The following is an 18684-nucleotide window of genomic DNA, read 5'->3' as shown; positions in this document are numbered from 1 at the left end:
CGGTTGAATCCGCGCTCGTTTGCCTTTGAGATGGACAGAGCCACCCAAGCCCCATTGGATTCGCCAAATGCAATATCATGCCCCCACAAGTATCGACGACGCCCTGCGCCTTCTGGCCGCAAAGGATGGAAACTGCCAGATTCTTGCCGGGGGCACCGATCTTCTGGTGCGGCTGCACTCTGAAACGGGGGACGACCCCGAGAGCATTCTCGACATCAAGCGCATCGACGAGCTGCGCGCGATCACGCCCGAGGCGGGCGGCTGGCGTATCGGGGCTGCCGTGTCGGGCGCGGAAATGGGCGAACATGCCGGGCTGGTCGCCGATTGGCCGGGTGTGGTCGAGGCGATGAACCTGATCGGGTCGACGCAGATCCAGGGTCGCGCCACGCTGGCGGGAAACCTGTGCAATGCCTCGCCCGCCGCCGACAGCGTGCCCGCGATGGTCGCCGCCGGGGCGATGGCGCGGATCGCGGGGCCGGAGGGCGCACGCGACATCCCCGTCGCCGAGGTGCCCACCGCGCCGGGCCGCACATCGCTTGGCAAGGCCGAGTTCATCACCTCGATCCACCTTCCGGCGCGCCCCGAAGGCGGCGGCGATGCCTATCTGCGCTTTATTCCGCGCAGCGAAATGGACATCGCGGTTGTCGGCTGCGGCGTCGCGCTGACGCTGGACGAGGCGGGCATCTGCAACGCGGCACGGGTGTCGCTGGGGGCGGTGGGACCAGTGGTCATGCTGGTCGAGGCCGGCGCCGAGGCGCTGATCGGCACGGCGGTGGACGATGCGGCGCTTGATGCGCTGGCATCGGTCTGCTCGGATGCGGCCAGCCCGATCGACGACAAGCGCGGCACCGTCGCATTCCGTACCCATGTGGCCGGCGTGCTTGCGCGCCGCGCCGCCAGTATCGCGAGAACCCGCGCAGGAGGCGCGTCATGAGCAAGATACACGTCACCACCACGATCAACGGCGATCCGGTCGATTACCTGTGCGACGCGGGCGAAAGCCTGCTTGATGTGCTGCGCGACAGGCTTGGGATGACCGGCTCGAAAGAGGGTTGCGGCACGGGCGATTGCGGCGCCTGTTCCGTCACCGTGGATGGGCGGCTGGTCTGCTCCTGCCTGATGCTGGGGGCCGAGGCCGAGGGCCGCGAGATCGCCACCATCGAAGGCATGGCCGATGGCGAGACCCTGCACCCGCTGCAGCGCAAGTTCATCGAACATGCCGCCCTGCAATGCGGCATCTGCACGCCGGGAATCCTCGTGGCGGCGCAATCGCTGCTCGAGCGCAACCCCGACCCGACCGAAGAGGAAACCCGCTACTGGCTGGCGGGGAACCTGTGCCGCTGCACCGGCTATGACAAGATCATCCGCGCCGTTCTGGACGCGGCCAAGGAAATGCGGGAGGCACCCTGATGGCACTGGACAGCAAGACCGGCACCGCGCCGCGCGACTTCAAGATCATCGGCACGCGCCCGGCCCGCCCCGACGGGATCGACAAGGTGACCGGGCGGGCACGCTTTGGCGCCGATATGTCGGCACCGGGAATGCTGGTGGGGCGGGTGCTGCGCAGCCCCCATGCCCATGCCCGCATCAAGTCGATCGACAGTTCCGCCGCTGAGGCGCTCAGCGGTGTTCACGCCGTGGTCACACGCGCCGATTTCCCCACGCCCGAGGCGGACGTTGCCGATATCCTCGACAATTGCATGGCGGGCGAAAAGGCGCTCTATGACGGCCATGCCGTTGCCGCTGTCGCGGCGGCGTCGGCTGCGGTGGCGCGTCAGGCGCTGAAGCTGATCAAGGTCGAATACGAGCCCCTGCCCCATGTCATCGACGTTGACGCCGCGATGGCATCGGGCGCACCCGCGCTGCATGAGGGGCGCGCCAACGAGACCGTGCCCAAGGGGCATTCGCCCAATGTCATGGCGCGCCATGCCTTTGGCCATGGCGACATCGACGCCGGACTGGCGCAGGCCGACCGGGTGCTCGAGCGCAGCTATCGCACCGAGGCCACGCATCAGGGTTATATCGAACCCCACGCATGCCTCGCCTCGATGGGGGCGGACGGGCAGGCGGATCTGTGGTGCTGCACGCAGGGCCATTACATGGTGCGCAACACCTGTGCCGCGATCCTCGGGATCACCCAGGGCCAGCTGCGCGTCACCGCCTCCGAGATCGGCGGCGGCTTTGGCGGCAAGACCACCGTCTTCCTTGAACCCGTCGCGCTGATGCTGGCGAAAAAGACCGGTCGCCCGGTGAAGATGGTGATGAGCCGCGCAGAGGTGCTGCGCGCCACCGGCCCGACCGCATCAAGCTCGGTCGATATCCGGCTCGGGATGACCAGCGAGGGGCGCATCACCGCCGGTTTCGCCGAATTGCGCTATCAGGGCGGGGCCTATCCGGGCGCGCCAGTCGATATGGGCGCGATGTCGGCCTTTGCACCCTATGACCTTGAAAACGTGCGCACTATCGGATGGGACGTGGTCACCAACCGGCCCAAGGCGGCCGCCTATCGCGCCCCCGGCGCGCCGATGGCCGCTTTTGCCGTCGAAAGCGCGATTGACGAACTGGCGCGCGATCTGGGCCTCGACCCGCTCGAGGTGCGCCTGAAGAATGCCGCGCGCGAGGGCACGCGGGCCTCCTATGGGCCGACCTATCCCGCCATCGGGCTGGAAGCGACGCTGCGCACCGCCCGGGACCACCCGCATTGGTCCGCACCGCTTGGCCCCAATCAGGGGCGCGGCGTGGCCTGCGGCTTCTGGTTCAATTTCGGCGGTGACACCTGCGTGAGCCTCAACATCACGCCGGACGGCACCGTGAACCTGTCCGAGGGCAACCCCGATATCGGTGGCTCGCGTGCCTCGATGTCGATGATGGCCGCCGAGGAACTTGGCATCCCCTATGACAAGGTGCGCACCGTGATCGCCGATACCGGTTCGCTCGGGCAGAACGAGGTGACCGACGGCAGCCGCGTGACCTTTGCCGTGGGCCTTGCCACCATCGAGGCCGCCCGCGCCGCCAAGCGCGAGATGTGCAAACGCGCGGCTCAGGTCTGGGGTATCGACGAAGAGGCGGTCATCTGGGAAGACGGCGCCGCGCGGCCCTCTGGGCCCAACGCGGGCGAACACCCCCCCATGACCCTCGCCGAGATCGCGGCCATCGCCTCCAATACGGGCGGGCCGATTGCCGGACATCACGAAGTGAACGCCGAAGGCGCGGGCGTCAGCTTTGCCACCCATATGGTCGATACCGAGGTCGACCCCGACACGGGCGCGGTCACGATCCTGCGCTACACAGTGTTCCAGGACGCGGGCAAGGCGGTGCATCCCTCCTACGTCGAGGGCCAGTTTCAGGGCGGCAGTGTGCAGGGCATCGGCTGGGCGCTGAACGAGGAATATATCTATGACGATGACGGCATCCTGCAGAACGCAGGCTTCCTTGATTACCGCATCCCGGTGGCCTCGGATTTGCCGATGATCGACACGGTGATCCTCGAGATCCCCAACCCCGGCCATCCCTATGGCGTGCGCGGGGTGGGCGAAACCTCGATCGTGCCACCACTGGCGGCCATCGCCAACGCGGTCTCGGCCTCGATCGGCACGCGCATGAACGATCTTCCCATGTCGCCGCCCAAGGTTCTGGCGGCGATCCAGGCGCGCTAGGCCGGCGGGGGCAGGCGGCCATGGTTCAGGTCACGATCTGGGGCTCGCTTGCGGCCGCAACCGGCGATCAGACCGAGGTCGAGATCGACGCTACCACCCTGCGCGAGCTTCTCGACGGGTTGGCAGCGCGCTACCCCGCGCTCAAACCCCAGCTCGACCGTGGCGTCTCGGTCGCCATCGACGGGCGCATCTACAACGATAGCTGGTTCACACCGATCCAGGAGGATAGCGAAGTGGTCCTGCTGGCGCGCCTGAAAGGCGGATAGGCATGACAATCAGCAGGGCAGTAGCATGACCCCCAGATTTGGAGAGAGCCCGCGCCACGGCATCGCCTATCGCCCGCGGCCCGGCGTCTATGCGATCCTTCCGGGCGACTCAGGCTTGCTGCTGACCCACCAGGACGCACCAAGTCCAGAGATACAGCTTCCCGGCGGCGGTATCGACCCCGGCGAGTCGCCGATTCAGGCGCTCCACCGCGAGGTGCGCGAGGAAACCGGCTGGCGGATCGCTGACGTGCGGCGACTGGGGGTCTATCGCCGCTTCGCCTACATGCCGGAATACGATCTCTGGGCCGAGAAGATCTGCACAATCTTCGTGGCGACCCCGGTCCGCGCGCTCTCCGAGCCCACCGAAGCGGGGCACAGCGTGATCTGGGCCAGTGCGCAGCAGGCCGTCGGCCTGCTGGCCAGCCCCGGCGACAGCGCCTTTGTGGCGCGCTACGCCGCCGCCCGGCGCCTGCCCTGACGAAGTTTCAGCCCCCGGTCATGACCCAAGGCAGCGCCGCGCGGTCCCGATGGTAGGGCAGCCGCGCCCTTGCCCGGGCGACAGCGGCATGATCCAGCACCGCGCTCAGGCTTTGCGGCCCGGCGCCCGCGCGAGCCAGATCGGCGCCATCGGGCGCAACGATGCAACTGCCGCCGTGATAGGTCAGGTCGTTTTCGGTGCCGGAGTGATTGCAATAGGCGAGGAAAACGCCGTTCTCGAAGGCGCGGACCGGAACCAGTTTGTCGGCGACCAGCGGCCATTGATCCGAAAGCGCCGTCGGCACGACCACAAGATCGGCGCCCGCCATCGCCACATGACGCACCGTCTCGGGGAATTCGACATCATAGCAGACCAGCAACGCCACCTTGAACGCGCCAATCGCGAACAAAGCGGACCCCTCACCAGGCGCGAAATGCTCGCCCTCGAAACCGGGCGGCAAAAGCAGCTTGCGATGATGGCCCAGCATCCGCCCGTCACGGCCAAAGGCCAGCGCCGCGTTGTAAAGCGCATCGCCATCACGCTCGGCACAGCCATAAACGATACCGGTGTCCTGCGCGCGCGCCAGCGCCGCGACCGCCTGCGCAAAGGTGCCGTCGCGCGGTTCGCCCGCCGTAGCCAGCCGCGCTGCGACGTTGTAGCCGCATTGAAAAAGCTCGGGCAGCACCACAAGGTCAGGCGCCCCCGGTGCCAGTTCCTCAAGCCGGGCTTCCAGCCATGCCAGCCGTGCCGCCTGCCCGTCCAGATCCGCGGGCGGCTGCAACAACGCAAGGTTCAAGGGGGCGCTCATCGCGTCATCCTTTGCTCAGCAGGATCGTACGCGGATAATCGGTGATGTATTCCGCGCCCTGCGGAGTCACCACGATGGAATCCCCGATACGGCCTGCCGTCTCTCCGTCGACCGAAATACCACCATCCACCGCAAAGGTCATGCCGGGTTGCAGAACCGTCTTGTCGCCGGCCTTGAGTTCGGGCGCCTCCAGATAGGCGACCCCGATCGAGCGCCCGGTGCGGTAGCCCGTCTTGAAACCGCGTTCGCGGTAGACCTCGTTCGCGGCCTCGGCGACGTCTTCGGCCAGAACACCGGGACGGATCGCAGCGATGGCGGCCTGCTGGGCGTCGATGGCAGCTTCCTGGACCTCGCGGTCACGCGCATCGACCTCGCCTATATGGAACATCCGGTCGAAACCCAGCTTGTATTGTTTGAACTGGGCCATGTTGCAAAAACAGAAATAGACCGGGTCGCGCCGCCGGTAGGCCCGCAGACTTGCGCGGCGATGCACCATCGCGGTATCGCGCCCGCTTTGAACGATCTGAAGGTTGTGGATCATGGGCGAAACGAACCTGTCCCAACCCTTGTCGGTCAGGAAACCGGCCGCCTTGCGCGACCCCGCCTCGATCACGGCCAGCGCGGATTCATATTCCGTCGCCCCTTCGCCAAGCGAGTCATGCGCCGCCTGCATCATCGCCCCGGCGATCTGACCGGCCTGTTTCATCACACCGATCTCGAAGGGGCTCTTGATCATTCGCATCCCGCCCAGTACCGGCGAGATATCCCTGAGCGCCACCCCCGGATAGGTATCGTCCAGAAAGTTGCGCACCAGCGCCGGGACGGTATTGCGCTCGATCCAGATCGCACCGGGCGACGCGCCCAGCACCTCCGACAGCACCCGCCCCCAACCGCGCGGGCCGAAATCTTCCCACACACGCAGATCCTCGATCCATGTCATCGCCCCGACCATTTCCGATTCCATCAGCGGCGTGACGATCACCGGAGCATCCTGCGCGCCGACGATCAGCATGGTGGGGCGGCCGAACTCGATCCCGAGATAGCCCCAGAACCCGGCCAGATAGGCGATCGAGCTTTCATCGGTAAAGATCGCCCGATCGATCCCGCGCGCGGCCATCATGGCCTGCAACGCGACGCAGCGCGCTTTTGCCTCGTTCAGCATATCGTAGCCCTTCATGCCGGCCAGCCGCGCAATCCGTACTGGCGATTCCCGTCTCAACCAACTAAGCTGCATACAGCTATGCCGTCAAGCGGCGGCAAAATCGTCAATTACCGGGACTTTTCGCATATGTGTATGCACCAAAGTCAGAATGTCGATCTCACCGGGGCTTTTGATCGAGGGCGGCATTATCGCGCCAAGATCGGCTTTGTGCTGCTTGCCACCGAACAGACGATCGAGGACGACATGATGCGCCTCTGCCCCGAGGGGGTGGGCATGCATTTCACCCGCGCTTTCATTCCGGACACGATCACCCTTGACGCGCTTGACGCCCATGCCGGGGATCTTGCGCGCGCCGCCGCCACGCTGCTGCCCGATGGCAGCCTTGACGTGATCTGCTATGCCTGCACGTCGGGCAGTCTGGTGATCGGAGAGTCCCGCGTGATGCGAGAACTGGCCATCGGCGCACCCGGCGCGAATGCCACCAGCCTGATCAGCGCGGTGATGCGCGCGCTACGTGCCCTCGGGGCGCAAAAGATCGCCGTGGCCACCCCCTACCTGGACGAGATCAATCAGGCGGAGGCCCGGTACATGCAGGCGGCGGGGTTCGAGATTCTCGATATCCGGGGGCTGAACCTTGAACGCGACAGCGACATGATCCGCCTGCGACCCGGCTTCATCGCCGAATTCGCCGCCAGCGTGGATCAACCCGACGCCGACGCGCTGTTCATCAGTTGCGGCGCGTTGCGCAGCCTCGAGATCGTCGATGCGCTTGAACAGCGGCTCGGCAAACCGGTGATCTGTTCGAACCAGGCGATGATCTGGAACGTCCTGCGCCTTGCGGGCATTGACGAGCGGATCGCCGGTCATGGCCGCCTGCTGCGCGAATACTGAACCGGCGGAAAGAGTGATCATGCCAGACGACCAGAGCATCGTTGAAATCATCCAAAACGAAATCCTGCGCCGCATCTGCTTTCTGGAGACGCCGCCCGGCACGCAACTCAAGGAGGCCGAGCTTGCCGGGGAATTCAACGTCAGCCGTACGCCCGTGCGGGATGCGATCAGCCGGATCAGTCATCTTGGGCTGGTCGAAACCCGCAACGGCGTGGGTAGCGTGGTCATGGCACTGAGCCCGGAAGCGATCAGGCAGGTCTATGCCATGCGGCTGGAACTGGCGCCGCTGATCGGGACGATGTCGCCCCGCCCCATTACCGACGACCACCGGCGCCTGTGCGACGACCTTCTCGATGCGGCGCTGGTTCTGCGTGTGGGTTTCGATCCGGGCCGTTACATCCAGATCAATCATCGCCTGCACGGGCTTATCGCCGATCTGATCGGCAACCAGTCTCTGCGCGCCTTCTGGTGGCAGACCTATTACCAAGCGGCCAGCACCTGGCACCGTCTCGGGCATGCCCTGGGTGCCGAGGTGGCCGAGGCGCTGGTCAGCGAGCTGCGCGAGGTGGGCCGCGCGCTCAATTCCGGTGACGTGGCCGCCATCGGCCATATCCAGCGGGTCCATATCGGCTATGGCTTTGCGCGTATCGAGCGCCATATCCTGACCGGGCCGTGACGGCCCGGTCATGTCAGGCCAGACTTGGCAGCCAGAGCACAATGGCCGGGAAGGACACCAGAAGCGCGATGGTGATCCCGTCCGCGATGAAGAACGGCATCACGCCCTTGAACACGTCCTGCACGCTCAGATCCGGGCGCACCCCGGCGACAACGAAACAGTTCAGTCCGATAGGTGGCGTGATCAGGCAAAACTCGGCCATCTTGACCACCAGGATCCCGAACCAGATCGCGCACATCGGCCCCGACATGCCAAACGCGGCATCCTCGGCGCTGACCATCGGCCCGCCATTCAGCGCCATGACAGCCGGATAGACCACCGGCAGCGTCAGCAACAGCATCCCTATGGCATCCATGAACATGCCCAGCACCGCATAGGCCAGCAGGATGCAGACCAGGATCACCATCGGCGACATGGTCAACGAAGTAATCCAGTCGGCGAAGGCCCCCGGCAGGTCGGCAAATCCAAGGAAGCGAACATAGATCAGAACGCCCCAGATGATCGTGAAGATCATCACGCTCAGCTTGGCGGTTTCCAGCAGCGCATCCTTCAGTTCGGTCAGGCGCATGCCGCGCCACACCGCCATCAGGAAGACGATGAAGGCGCCGATTGCACCGCCCTCGGTCGGGGTGCCCCAGGCATCCCCGCCAAAAGGGTTGTAGACGAAGAAGATGATCGTCACCACGACCAGCAGGATCGGCAGCGCAGGCGGCAGCGCCACCAGCCTTTCGCGCCAGGTGAAGCCACTGACCGGCGGGCCGAAACCCTTGATGGTCAGGGCCATGCAGATGATCAGCGCGGCATAGACAAGCGCCGAGAACGCACCCGGAATGAACCCGGCCAACAGCAGCATCCCGACATCCTGCTCAACGATGATCGCGTAAATCACGAGGATCGTCGAGGGCGGGATCAGGCTGGCCAGCGTGCCGCCCGCGGCCACCACGCCGGCGGCGAATTTCTTGTTGTAACCGATCGCCAGCATCTCGGGGATGGCGATGCGCGCGAAGACCGCCGAGGTCGCGACGCTCGCGCCCGACACCGCCGCGAAACCCGCCGTCGCAAAGACCGTCGACACCGCCAGCCCGCCGGAAACCCAGGCAATCCACCGCTTGGCCGCCTCGAACAGGGCGCGCGTCAGCCCGGCGTAATAGGCCAGGTAGCCGATCAGGATGAAGGTCGGAATGAGGCTCAGCGCCTGCGAACTGACCTTGGAATGGGGCACCTGCCCGGCGGTCTTGGCGGCCACGGTCAGCGCCCAGCCGAATTCCTCGGGCGCATAGCCTTTCTTCGACCAGAAAATCCAGACCAGCCCGACCAGCCCGGCCAGACCCGCGGCAAAGGCCACGCGCATCCCAAGCACGACAAAGACAAGCAGGCCCGCGGTGACGGCAAGACCGATATCGATGGGTTCCATCACGCGCCCCTCTCGTCGCTGTCCTTGGTCTCGCCAATACCGCCCACATGCGCGGCCTCATGGGCCGCCACCGTCGCCGCGTCCAGAACCAGAGGCACGCCGATGGGCTGCGAAAGCCCATAGACAAAGGCGCGCATATAGCCCCAGAGCTGCAGCGCGAGACGCAGGCACATCACCGAGAAGGCCACCGGCACCAGCAGTTTCGCAGGCCAGAGCGGCAGGGCGATATCCATCGAACTGTCCCGGCTCCACAGCGGCGCGCCCCAGTCGAAGCTGCGCTCGAAATGCGCCCAGCTTCCCCAGACCAGCAGCGCCATCAGCACAAGGACCGCAAGCGTGGTCAGGAACTCGACCGCGTAAAGCGTGCGTCCCTTGAGCGCGCCGACGACGATATCCATGCGGATATGCCCGCCATCGCGCTGCACATATGAAATCCCCATGACCGCGATCAGCGGCATGGCCTGTTCGATCCAGTCGACATAGCCGGGCAGCGGCTGACTGAAGAAATTGCGCCCGCCCACCGAAAAGACCGCCAGGAACATCAGGGCGAAAACCGCAATGCCGCTCATCAGCGCCAGGACGCGTTCGATACGGTAAAGCCCGCGGTCGATCTGGCTGAGACGGCTGGAATCGGACAGAACAGATGCGGCGCCTGCCATGTCTGCCCCCCTTGATTGATGTCAGAGTTGAAAGCTCCGCCGCACCGGGCGCCTGAGCCGGGTGCGGCGGGTCATGTTGTCAGCTTGCGGGGTTCAGTTGCCCTTGAGCTCGGCCAGCTTGCCGGTAGCGAAGTCGTAAAGCTCCTGTGCGGGCAGACCGCGCGCGCTCATGTCCTCGATCCAGGCTTCGGCCGCCGGACCGGCAACCGCCTCTTCGAAAGCGGCCAGCGACTCGGCGTCATAGCTGATGCGCTCGATGCCGCGCTCGTCCAGCGCCGGACCCCAGGCTTCCATCGTGTTGTTGGTGTAGAAATCCACGTAGTAATCCAGCGCCTCGTCGATCGAGCTCATCAGCGCGTCGCGATGTGCGTCGGACAGATCGTTGAGCGCGTCGGTATTGGCGACCACCGGGCAGTTCACAGTGCCGGGATTGAGGTTGGTCGTCCACCACTTGGCATTCTCGATGGTGCCGAATGCCATATGCGCATGTGGTGCGAATGCGGCAGCGGAGATCACGCCGCTATCCAGGGCCTGTCGCACTTCGGTCGCCGACATCGAAGTCGGCACCGCGTCCACGGCCTCCATCGCGGCCCCGATGCCGCCGGTGGCGCGCACGCTCAGCCCCGCGAAATCATCAAGTGTGCGCGGCGCGTCGCCAAGGCCGACAAGGTTGTATTGCGGCATCGGCGAAGGCATCAACAGCGTGGCGTTCCAGCGCGCAAGGTCTTCCTTGACCGCAGGCTGCTCATAAAGCGCCATCGACAGCTCGCGCTCCTGCTCCAGCGTCTCGACACCCAGGAACGGCAGTTCCAGCACGGTGATCGACGGGTTCTTGTCGCGGTGATAGCCGGCACAGAACTGCGCCATCTCGAAGGCGCCGATGCTGATCCCGTCCAGGTTCTCGCGGTTGTTGGACAGGCCGCCATAGCTGATGTTGAGGGTGAATTCACCGTTGGTCTTTTCGGGCACCAGTTCGGCCAGCTTCTCGGTGTTCTCGGTAAAGGCGCGCCGCTTGCCCCACAGCGAAACGTTCCATTCCGTCGCCACCGCCTCGGTGGCGAAGGCAAGGCTGATCGCGGCCACGGCCACACGGCCAAGAATCTTCTGCATGGTCTCTCCTCCCAAAATACATGCGGATATGATGAGGAAAGTATCGGAAAAACCGCGCCATTCGCCAAGGAAGAAAACCGCGCGCCCGCGCGCGCCCGGCCTGCGGATTTCCGCAGACTAAAGCAACGCCTCCTTGTCGAGCCCCAATTTCACGATCTTTTCGTTGAGCGTGCGCCGCCCGATGCCCAACGCCTCGGCTACCGCGTCCATGCGCCCCTCATGGGCCTTGATCGCCTTGCCGATCAATTCGCGCTCAAAGGCCGCGACCGCCTCGCGCAGGGTGTCGGGCACGTCCTCGTGCAAGGGGTCGGTGCGCATCGCCTGCGCGACAGATCCTCCGCCACGGCGGGCCGCCAGCACCCGGCGCTCGGCGACATTGCGCAGCTCGCGCACATTGCCCGGCCAGTCATGCGCCATCAACGCGGCAATGTCTTCCTGGCCGAGCGGCGGCGGGGCGGCTTCGTGGACGCGGCCAAGCTCCTCGGTGAAATGGGTCAGCAGCAGGACCAGATCGTCGCGGCGCTGGCGCAGGGTGGGCAGGTTCAGTAGCATGGTGTTGATGCGAAACAGCAGATCCTGGCGCAGCCGCCCTTCGGCTACCGCCTGTTCGGGGTCCTCGTTGGTGGCCGATACCACCCGGAACGCCAACGGGATCGGCGCGCTGCCATCGCCCGGCAGGATCTGCTTGTCCTCGATCACGCGCAACAGCTTGGCCTGCACCTCCAGCGGGCAGGAACATATCTCGTCCAGGAAAAGCGTGCCGCCATCCACCGACACGAGGCGCCCGCCCTGACCATCGACGCCGCCGAACATCTCGGCGGCGAAACTCTCGGGCGAAAGCGCCGCGCAATTGAGCGCCAGGAACGGCCCGTCACTGTGGTTGGAAAGATCATGAAGCGCGCGCGCCACCAGTTCCTTGCCAGTGCCGGTTTCGTCTGCGATCAGGACCGGCGCGTCGCTCTCGGCAAGGTCCAGAATATCCTCGCGCAGCGCGCGGATCTCTGCAGCCTCGCCCAGCAGCACCCGGTCAAGCCCCGACAGCCGCAGCAGCCGCGCCTTCAGGCGCTCGTTGCTCTGCTTCATGTGGTGTTGATCGGCTGCGTGGCGCAGGATCGTCAGCAACCGGCGCGGCTCATAGGGTTTCTCGACAAAGCTGTAGGCGCCGTCCTGCATGGCCTTTACCGCCATCGGAATGTCGCCATGCGCCGAGATCAGCACCAGGGGCGGCGACATGCCCGGCACAAGACTTTCCAGCAGATCAAGCCCAGACATGCCCGGCATCCGCACATCCGACAGAATCACGTCGGGCTGGAATGCGCTCAGCCGGTCGGCCACCCGTTCGGCACGCGCCACCGCCTCGACCCGCCAGCCATCGGCCTCTAGAAGCTCGACGAGGGACTCACGCATCGACCTGTCGTCATCGACCAGAAGAATGCTGCGCTTTTGCGAGCGGTTCATTCGGCGGCCTCCTCTTCCTCGGTGTGGGCCAGCGGAATTTCCACCCGGAACACCGCACCGCCCGCATCTGCATTACGCGCGGTGATCCGGCCATGATGTTCCTTGACGATATTGCCCGAGATCGCAAGGCCCAGCCCCATGCCACGCCCGCTTTCGCGCGTCGTGAAAAACGGTTCCTGCAGGTCCGACAGCGCCGCATTGCCAAGCCCATGGCCGCTGTCACGCACCTCGAACCAGCCGGTTTGCTCGGCCATGCCGATCCGCACCAGAATCCGGCGTTCGGAACTGTCATCCAACGCGTCCATCGCGTTGCGCAAAAGGTTCGTCATCACCTGCTCCAGCCGAAGCTGATCGCCGCGCACCACGACAGGATAATCCGGCGCCTCCAGCGTCACCTCGGCCTCGACCTGCCGGATGTTGGGCTCGACCAGCTCCAGTGCGGCCTGCATCGCCTGGCGCAGATCGACCTCCCGAAATCCCTCGTTGTCGGTGCGGGCAAAGAACTTGAGCTGCCGCGTGATGCCTTCCATCCGGTCGACCAGCGCCGAAATGCGCGGTGCCACCTTCTGCGAGATGCCATTGTTCATTTCCGCCGCCGCCAGATGGTTGCGGATCGCCGCCAAGGGCTGCCCCAGCTCATGCGTCACCGAGGCCGCAAGCTGCCCGAGCGCCGCCAGGCGACTGGCGCGTTCCAGCTCGCCCTGGGTGCGCTTGAGCTGGCGTTCCGTCAGCTTGCGTTCCTCGATCTCGATGGCCAGCCGCTCGTTGGCCTGACGCAGCTGCGCCTCTTCCGCGACCGAGCGTTGCAGCGCCGCGCCGATCCGGTTGGTACGGCGCAATTGCGAAAAGATGAACACCAGCGCGGCCAGAATCGGCACGACCGCCGATACAAGAAGGCTGCGCGTCACGGCCCGGTCATCGCTGGCGAAATAGTGCAGCTCCCAGCCATGCGGCAGGTCATTGGCGGTCAGGTGAATGCGCGGCACCCCGCCGATCTGCGCCCACGCCCCTTCAAGCGGGGTCCAGTCCAGCGGATCCAGCGGCTGGCCGGGAAACTGGCGCGACTTGCGGATCGCCTGCTCCTGTTCGGGCGAAAGCGCGCGCAACGCCCGATAGCGCCATTGGGGGGTCGATGACAACAGCACCACCCCGGCGCGGTTGGCCAGAAAAACCTGCTCGCCCGCTTCGCTCCAGCTGGCTTCCAGCTTGGAAAGATCAAGCTTGATCGCCACCACCCCGATCACCTCGCCCGCGCTGTCGCGCACCGAGTCGGCGATGAAATACCCCGGCAGGCCCGTGGTGGCCCCGATCCCGTAAAAGCGCCCCTGCCGCCCGGCAATGGCATCCAGGAAATAGGGACGGAAGGAATAATCCTGCCCGACAAAACTACCCGGCTGGCCGCTGTTGGAGGCCGCGATCGTGACGCCGTCGCGCCGCATCAGATAGATCGCATCCAGCCCAGATTGGCGCGCGAAGGCGGCGAAACGGCGGTTCAGCCGGGCAGTGCCCGCGCCTTGCGCGGTCTCGATCACGAAAGGGTCGCGCGCCAGCACATAGGTCAGATGCGAGAACCGCTCCAGTTCCGACAGCACGGTGCTGCGAAACAGCGACAGACGGCCTTGCGCCTTGGTCCGCTCTTCCGACTGGAAATAACTGAGCGACATCCAGAAAAGGGATGTCGTCACCATGGCCACAGCCAGAAGGGCAAGAAGGGCATGCAAGCGGCGCATACCCATCGATTGTCGGTCCTGCCCATGATTGCAAGGGTTTTCATGCGCGCCCTTGCGCAGCCCCTTCAATGGCGAAAGGCCCCGCGGATCAACCGCGGGGCCTTTGCCTTGGATGCGCAATGCGCGTGGTTCAGTCGTCGCGGCTCTCGGGGGTGTCGACAAAGGTGTCGAACTCATCGCCCCCGATCACGTCGTCCTCGGCGGGCGCTGCCAGTGCGGCGGCGGCCTCGGCCTCCTCGCGGCGAGCCTCGATCACAACATTGTCGCGGCTCTGGGCGATGTGGCGCACCTTCTGGGTCGCGCCACCTGTGCCCGCCGGGATCAGACGGCCCACGATGACGTTCTCCTTGAGGCCCACCAGCTTGTCGACCTTGCCCTGAACCGAGGCTTCGGTCAGCACGCGGGTCGTCTCCTGGAAGGAGGCGGCCGAGATGAACGAGCGCGTCTGCAGCGAAGCCTTGGTGATGCCCAGCAGGATCGGCTCGCCGCTGGCGGCGCGACCGCCCTTGGCGATCGCCTTCTCGTTGGCCGCGGCCAGCTCCGCCTTGTCGACATGCTCGCCATTGAGAAGGGTGGTATCCCCGCTGTCGAGGATCTCCCACTTCTGCAGCATCTGGCGCACGATCACTTCGATGTGCTTGTCGTTGATCTTCACGCCCTGCAAGCGGTAGACCTCCTGCACCTCGTTGATCATGTAATCGGCCAGCGCCTCGACACCCATGATCGACAGGATGTCATGCGGGGCGGGGTTGCCGTCCATGATGTAGTCACCCTTCTGGACATAGTCGCCTTCCTGGACGGGGATATGCTTGCCCTTGGGCACCATGTATTCCACCGGCTCCATCGACTCGTCCGCGGGTTCGATCGTGATGCGGCGCTTGTTCTTGTAGTCGCGCCCGTAACGGACATAGCCGTCGATCTCGGCGATGATGGCGTGGTCCTTGGGACGGCGTGCCTCGAACAGTTCGGCCACACGCGGCAGACCGCCGGTGATGTCCTTGGTCTTGGCGCCTTCGCGCGGGATCCGCGCGACCACGTCACCGGCCTGGATCGGCTCGCCTTCCTCGATCGAGAGGATCGCGTCGACCGACATCGGATAGGTCACCGGGTTGCCCGCATCGTTGCGGACCGGCTCGCCATCCTCGCCCACGATCAGAATCTCGGGCTTGAGCTCGTTGCCCTTGGGGGCTGCGCGCCAATCCGAAACGATCTTCTGGGTCATGCCCGTCGCGTCGTCGGTCACGTCACGCAGCGACACGCCGGTCGTCAGGTCTACGAATTTCGTCGTGCCCGCCTTCTCGGCCAGAATCGGCAGCGTGTAGGGGTCCCACTCGAACAGCTTGTCGCCACGGCTGATCTTGTCGCCGTCCTTGACGAACAGCTTGGTGCCATAGCCGATCTTGTGGCTTGCCAGTTCGACATCGTTGTCGCCCATGATCCGCAGCTTCATGTTGCGGCCCATGACCAGCATCTCGCCCGAGGAATTCTCCAGGGTCTGGGCATTGTCGAAAACGATCGTGCCCGACTGGCTGGCTTCGAGGAAGGATTGCTGGCCACCCTGCGCCACGCCGCCGATGTGGAAGGTCCGCATCGTCAGCTGGGTGCCGGGTTCGCCGATCGACTGCGCCGCGATGATGCCCACGGCCTCGCCGGTGTTGACCATCGTGCCGCGTGCCAGGTCGCGACCATAGCACATGGCGCAGACGCCATCCTCGGCCTCGCAGGTCAGCGGGCTGCGGATACGCGCGGTCTGCACGGCGGCCACCTCGATCGCGTCGGCGGTGCGCTCGTCGATCAGCTGGCCTTCCTTGACGATCACCTCGTCGGTGGCCGGGTTCAGGATATCCTCGGCCGCGACACGGCCCAGCACGCGTTCGCCCAGCGATGCCACCACCTCGCCGTCATTGACGGCGGCTTCGGCGGTGATCGCGCGGTCGGTGCCGCAATCATGCTCGCGCACGATGCAGTCCTGCGCCACGTCCACCAGGCGGCGGGTCAGGTAACCCGAGTTGGCGGTCTTCAGGGCGGTGTCCGACAGACCCTTGCGGGCGCCGTGAGTGGAGTTGAAGTACTCCAGCACGGTCAGACCTTCCTTGAAGTTCGAGATGATCGGCGTTTCGATGATGTCGCCGTTCGGCTTGGCCATCAGGCCGCGCATCCCGCCCAGCTGCTTCATCTGCGTGACCGAGCCCCGCGCGCCCGAGTGGGCCATCATGTAAACGCTGTTGGGCTCCTTCACCGCGCCGGTCTCGTCGCGGATCTCGGCCGAGATGGTGTTCATCATCGCCTCGGTCACCTGATCGTTGCATTTCGACCAGGCGTCGACCACCTTGTTGTATTTCTCGCCCTGGGTGATCAGGCCGTCCATGTATTGCTGTTCGAACCCTTTCACCTGGTCGCGGGTCTCTTCGACAATGGTCCACTTGTCCTGCGGAATGACCATGTCGTCCTTGCCAAAGCTGATGCCGGCGCGGAACGCCTCCTTGAAGCCCATCGACATGATCTGGTCGCAGAAAATGACCGATTCCTTCTGGCCGCAATAGCGATAGACGGTGTCGATCGTCTGCTGCACTTCCTTCTTTCGCAAGAGCTTGTTGACCAGGCTGAAGGGCGCCTTGGCATTGAGCGGCAGCAGCGACCCGATCCGCACCCGGCCGGGCGTCGTCTCGACGCGCTGCATCACCTCGTTGCCTTCCTCGTCGATCTGCAGGACGCGCGCGGTGATCTTGGCGTGCATATGCACCTCACCGGCATCCAGTGCGTGTTGCACCTCGTCGATCGAGGCAAAAGACATGCCCTCGCCCTTCATGCCTTCGCGCATGATCGAGGTGTAATAGAGGCCCAGAACCATATCCTGCGAAGGCACGATGATCGGCGCACCGTTGGCGGGCGAAAGCACGTTGTTCGTGGACATCATCAGAACCCGCGCTTCCAGCTGCGCCTCAAGGCTCAGCGGGACGTGCACGGCCATCTGGTCGCCGTCGAAATCGGCGTTGAAGGCCGAACAGACCAGCGGGTGAAGCTGAATGGCCTTGCCCTCGATCAGCATCGGCTCGAACGCCTGGATGCCCAGACGGTGCAGGGTCGGCGCGCGGTTCAGCAGCACGGGATGTTCGCGAATCACCTCGTCCAGGATGTCCCAGACTTCGGGGCGTTCCTTTTCCACCAGCTTCTTGGCCTGCTTCACGGTCGAGGACATGCCCTTGGCTTCAAGGCGCGAATAGATGAACGGCTTGAACAGCTCCAGCGCCATCTTCTTGGGCAGGCCGCATTGATGCAGCTTCAGTTCGGGGCCGGTCACGATGACCGAACGGCCCGAGAAATCGACCCGCTTGCCCAGAAGGTTCTGGCGGAAGCGGCCCTGCTTGCCTTTCAGCATGTCCGAAAGCGACTTCAGCGGGCGCTTGTTGGCGCCGGTGATGACGCGGCCGCGGCGGCCGTTATCGAACAGCGCATCGACCGATTCCTGCAACATCCGCTTTTCGTTGCGCACGATGATATCGGGCGCGCGCAGTTCGATCAGGCGCTTGAGGCGGTTGTTGCGGTTGATCACGCGGCGGTAAAGGTCGTTCAGGTCCGACGTGGCGAAGCGGCCACCATCCAGCGGCACCAGCGGGCGCAGCTCGGGCGGGATGACCGGGATCACCGTCATCACCATCCATTCCGGACGGTTGCCGGATTCGACGAAGCTTTCGACGACCTTCAGGCGCTTGATGATCTTCTTGGGCTTCAGTTCGCCCGTGGCCTCGGCCAGGTCGGCGCGCAGCTGCTCGGCCTCGGCTTCAAGGTCGATGTTCTGAAGCATCTCGCGGATCGCCTCGGCGCCGATATTGGCGGTAAAGGCATCCATGCCATAGGCGTCCTGCGCGTCCATGAACTCTTCTTCAGTCAGCATCTGACCATAGCTCAGGTCCGTGAGGCCCGGCTCGATCACCACGTAGTTCTCGAAATAGAGAACCCGCTCGAGATCGCGAAGGGTCATGTCCAGCATCAGGCCGATGCGCGAAGGCAGCGACTTGAGGAACCAGATATGCGCACAGGGCGCGGCCAGTTCGATATGGCCCATGCGCTCGCGGCGCACCTTCTGGAGCGTGACCTCGACGCCGCATTTCTCGCACACGACACCACGGTATTTCATCCGCTTGTATTTGCCGCACAGGCATTCGTAATCCTTGATCGGACCGAAGATGCGCGCGCAGAACAAGCCGTCACGTTCGGGCTTGAACGTGCGGTAGTTGATCGTCTCGGGCTTCTTGATCTCGCCATAGGACCAGCTCAGGATACGCTCCGGGCTGGCCAGGCTGACCTTGATTTCGTCGAACACCTTTGCGGGGGCGTTCGGGTTGAACGGGTTGTTCATAAGTTCCTGGTTCATG

The 18684-nt window shown here is 64.8% G+C and carries 15 protein-coding genes; 7 read left to right on the top strand and 8 right to left on the bottom strand.

The window, feature by feature from the left end; translation table 11 throughout:
• Window positions 1-67 precede the first annotated feature (67 nt).
• From N5A93_RS08810 to N5A93_RS08790, 5 genes are read left to right on the top strand one after another with little or no spacing between them, the layout of a single operon-like run.
• Window positions 68-934, top strand: a complete 867-nt coding sequence (locus tag N5A93_RS08810; RefSeq protein WP_268954718.1) for an FAD binding domain-containing protein — start codon at window positions 68-70, stop codon at window positions 932-934.
• Complete coding sequence (locus N5A93_RS08805; protein WP_268954717.1) at window positions 931-1410, top strand: (2Fe-2S)-binding protein; 480 nt, start codon at window positions 931-933, stop codon at window positions 1408-1410. Before N5A93_RS08810 ends, N5A93_RS08805 begins: the two co-directional genes overlap by 4 nt.
• Window positions 1410-3656, top strand: coding sequence for a xanthine dehydrogenase family protein molybdopterin-binding subunit (locus N5A93_RS08800; RefSeq protein ID WP_268954716.1), 2247 nt, complete (start codon window positions 1410-1412; stop codon window positions 3654-3656). Before N5A93_RS08805 ends, N5A93_RS08800 begins: the two co-directional genes overlap by 1 nt.
• Window positions 3657-3676: 20 nt before the next feature.
• Window positions 3677-3922: a MoaD/ThiS family protein gene (locus N5A93_RS08795; RefSeq protein ID WP_268954715.1), complete on the top strand. Its 246-nt coding sequence runs from the start codon at window positions 3677-3679 to the stop codon at window positions 3920-3922.
• 25 nt (window positions 3923-3947) lie between these two features.
• The gene (locus tag N5A93_RS08790; RefSeq protein ID WP_268954714.1) at window positions 3948-4400 is read left to right on the top strand and encodes an NUDIX hydrolase; all 453 of its coding nucleotides are present in this window, start codon (window positions 3948-3950) and stop codon (window positions 4398-4400) included.
• A 7-nt stretch (window positions 4401-4407) separates the two neighbouring features.
• Here the strand turns inward: N5A93_RS08790 and N5A93_RS08785 are convergent, their stop codons facing one another.
• Both N5A93_RS08785 and N5A93_RS08780 read right to left on the bottom strand, forming a co-directional pair.
• Window positions 4408-5208: a carbon-nitrogen hydrolase family protein gene (locus N5A93_RS08785; RefSeq protein WP_268954713.1), complete on the bottom strand. Its 801-nt coding sequence runs from the start codon at window positions 5206-5208 to the stop codon at window positions 4408-4410.
• A 4-nt stretch (window positions 5209-5212) separates the two neighbouring features.
• A complete protein-coding gene (locus tag N5A93_RS08780) occupies window positions 5213-6385 on the bottom strand; it encodes a M24 family metallopeptidase (protein WP_268954712.1) in 1173 nt (390 codons plus the stop codon).
• Between the two features lie 117 nt (window positions 6386-6502).
• On the opposite strand from N5A93_RS08780, the gene N5A93_RS08775 reads away from it, so the two are divergent.
• Complete coding sequence (locus tag N5A93_RS08775; protein WP_268954711.1) at window positions 6503-7261, top strand: maleate cis-trans isomerase family protein; 759 nt, start codon at window positions 6503-6505, stop codon at window positions 7259-7261.
• 19 nt (window positions 7262-7280) lie between these two features.
• Window positions 7281-7937, top strand: a complete 657-nt coding sequence (locus tag N5A93_RS08770) for a GntR family transcriptional regulator (RefSeq protein WP_268954710.1) — start codon at window positions 7281-7283, stop codon at window positions 7935-7937.
• A 13-nt stretch (window positions 7938-7950) separates the two neighbouring features.
• On the opposite strand, the gene N5A93_RS08765 is transcribed toward N5A93_RS08770, so the two are convergent.
• From N5A93_RS08765 to rpoC, 6 genes are all read right to left on the bottom strand, one after another.
• Entirely contained in the window at window positions 7951-9351 is a 1401-nt protein-coding gene (locus N5A93_RS08765; RefSeq protein WP_268954709.1) for a TRAP transporter large permease, read from the bottom strand.
• Window positions 9351-10010, bottom strand: coding sequence for a TRAP transporter small permease subunit (locus tag N5A93_RS08760; RefSeq protein WP_268954708.1), 660 nt, complete (start codon window positions 10008-10010; stop codon window positions 9351-9353). The genes N5A93_RS08765 and N5A93_RS08760 overlap by 1 nt, the downstream gene beginning before the upstream one ends.
• A 93-nt stretch (window positions 10011-10103) precedes the next feature.
• Window positions 10104-11120 (bottom strand): TRAP transporter substrate-binding protein DctP, encoded by a 1017-nt coding sequence (gene dctP, locus N5A93_RS08755; protein ID WP_268954707.1) that lies wholly within the window; start codon window positions 11118-11120, stop codon window positions 10104-10106.
• A gap of 117 nt (window positions 11121-11237) precedes the next feature.
• Window positions 11238-12578: a sigma-54-dependent transcriptional regulator gene (locus tag N5A93_RS08750; RefSeq protein WP_268954706.1), complete on the bottom strand. Its 1341-nt coding sequence runs from the start codon at window positions 12576-12578 to the stop codon at window positions 11238-11240.
• On the bottom strand, window positions 12575-14266 hold the full coding sequence (locus tag N5A93_RS08745; protein WP_268954829.1) for a sensor histidine kinase: 1692 nt from the start codon (window positions 14264-14266) through the stop codon (window positions 12575-12577). The genes N5A93_RS08750 and N5A93_RS08745 overlap by 4 nt, the downstream gene beginning before the upstream one ends.
• Before the next feature lie 172 nt (window positions 14267-14438).
• Window positions 14439-18683, bottom strand: coding sequence for a DNA-directed RNA polymerase subunit beta' (gene rpoC, locus N5A93_RS08740; RefSeq protein WP_268954705.1), 4245 nt, complete (start codon window positions 18681-18683; stop codon window positions 14439-14441).
• Window position 18684 lies beyond the last annotated feature (1 nt).

It is taken from the genome of Roseovarius salincola, assembly GCF_026891095.1.
GTDB classification, from domain to species: domain Bacteria; phylum Pseudomonadota; class Alphaproteobacteria; order Rhodobacterales; family Rhodobacteraceae; genus Roseovarius; species Roseovarius salincola.
The sequence above is the reverse complement of the archived record's forward strand: the minus strand, read 5'-3'. Positions and strand labels throughout refer to the sequence as shown.

Coding starts and splice junctions, on each gene's coding strand:
- N5A93_RS08770 (WP_268954710.1), top strand. CDS start 7,281: ATGCCAGACGACCAGAGCATCGTTGAAATCATCCAAAACGAAATCCTG.
- N5A93_RS08810 (WP_268954718.1), top strand. CDS start 68: ATGCAATATCATGCCCCCACAAGTATCGACGACGCCCTGCGCCTTCTG.
- N5A93_RS08785 (WP_268954713.1), bottom strand. CDS start 5,208: ATGAGCGCCCCCTTGAACCTTGCGTTGTTGCAGCCGCCCGCGGATCTG.
- N5A93_RS08765 (WP_268954709.1), bottom strand. CDS start 9,351: ATGGAACCCATCGATATCGGTCTTGCCGTCACCGCGGGCCTGCTTGTC.
- dctP (WP_268954707.1), bottom strand. CDS start 11,120: ATGCAGAAGATTCTTGGCCGTGTGGCCGTGGCCGCGATCAGCCTTGCC.
- N5A93_RS08795 (WP_268954715.1), top strand. CDS start 3,677: ATGGTTCAGGTCACGATCTGGGGCTCGCTTGCGGCCGCAACCGGCGAT.
- rpoC (WP_268954705.1), bottom strand. CDS start 18,683: ATGAACCAGGAACTTATGAACAACCCGTTCAACCCGAACGCCCCCGCA.
- N5A93_RS08760 (WP_268954708.1), bottom strand. CDS start 10,010: ATGGCAGGCGCCGCATCTGTTCTGTCCGATTCCAGCCGTCTCAGCCAG.
- N5A93_RS08780 (WP_268954712.1), bottom strand. CDS start 6,385: ATGAAGGGCTACGATATGCTGAACGAGGCAAAAGCGCGCTGCGTCGCG.
- N5A93_RS08745 (WP_268954829.1), bottom strand. CDS start 14,266: ATGGTGACGACATCCCTTTTCTGGATGTCGCTCAGTTATTTCCAGTCG.
- N5A93_RS08775 (WP_268954711.1), top strand. CDS start 6,503: ATGCACCAAAGTCAGAATGTCGATCTCACCGGGGCTTTTGATCGAGGG.
- N5A93_RS08750 (WP_268954706.1), bottom strand. CDS start 12,578: ATGAACCGCTCGCAAAAGCGCAGCATTCTTCTGGTCGATGACGACAGG.
- N5A93_RS08790 (WP_268954714.1), top strand. CDS start 3,948: ATGACCCCCAGATTTGGAGAGAGCCCGCGCCACGGCATCGCCTATCGC.
- N5A93_RS08800 (WP_268954716.1), top strand. CDS start 1,410: ATGGCACTGGACAGCAAGACCGGCACCGCGCCGCGCGACTTCAAGATC.
- N5A93_RS08805 (WP_268954717.1), top strand. CDS start 931: ATGAGCAAGATACACGTCACCACCACGATCAACGGCGATCCGGTCGAT.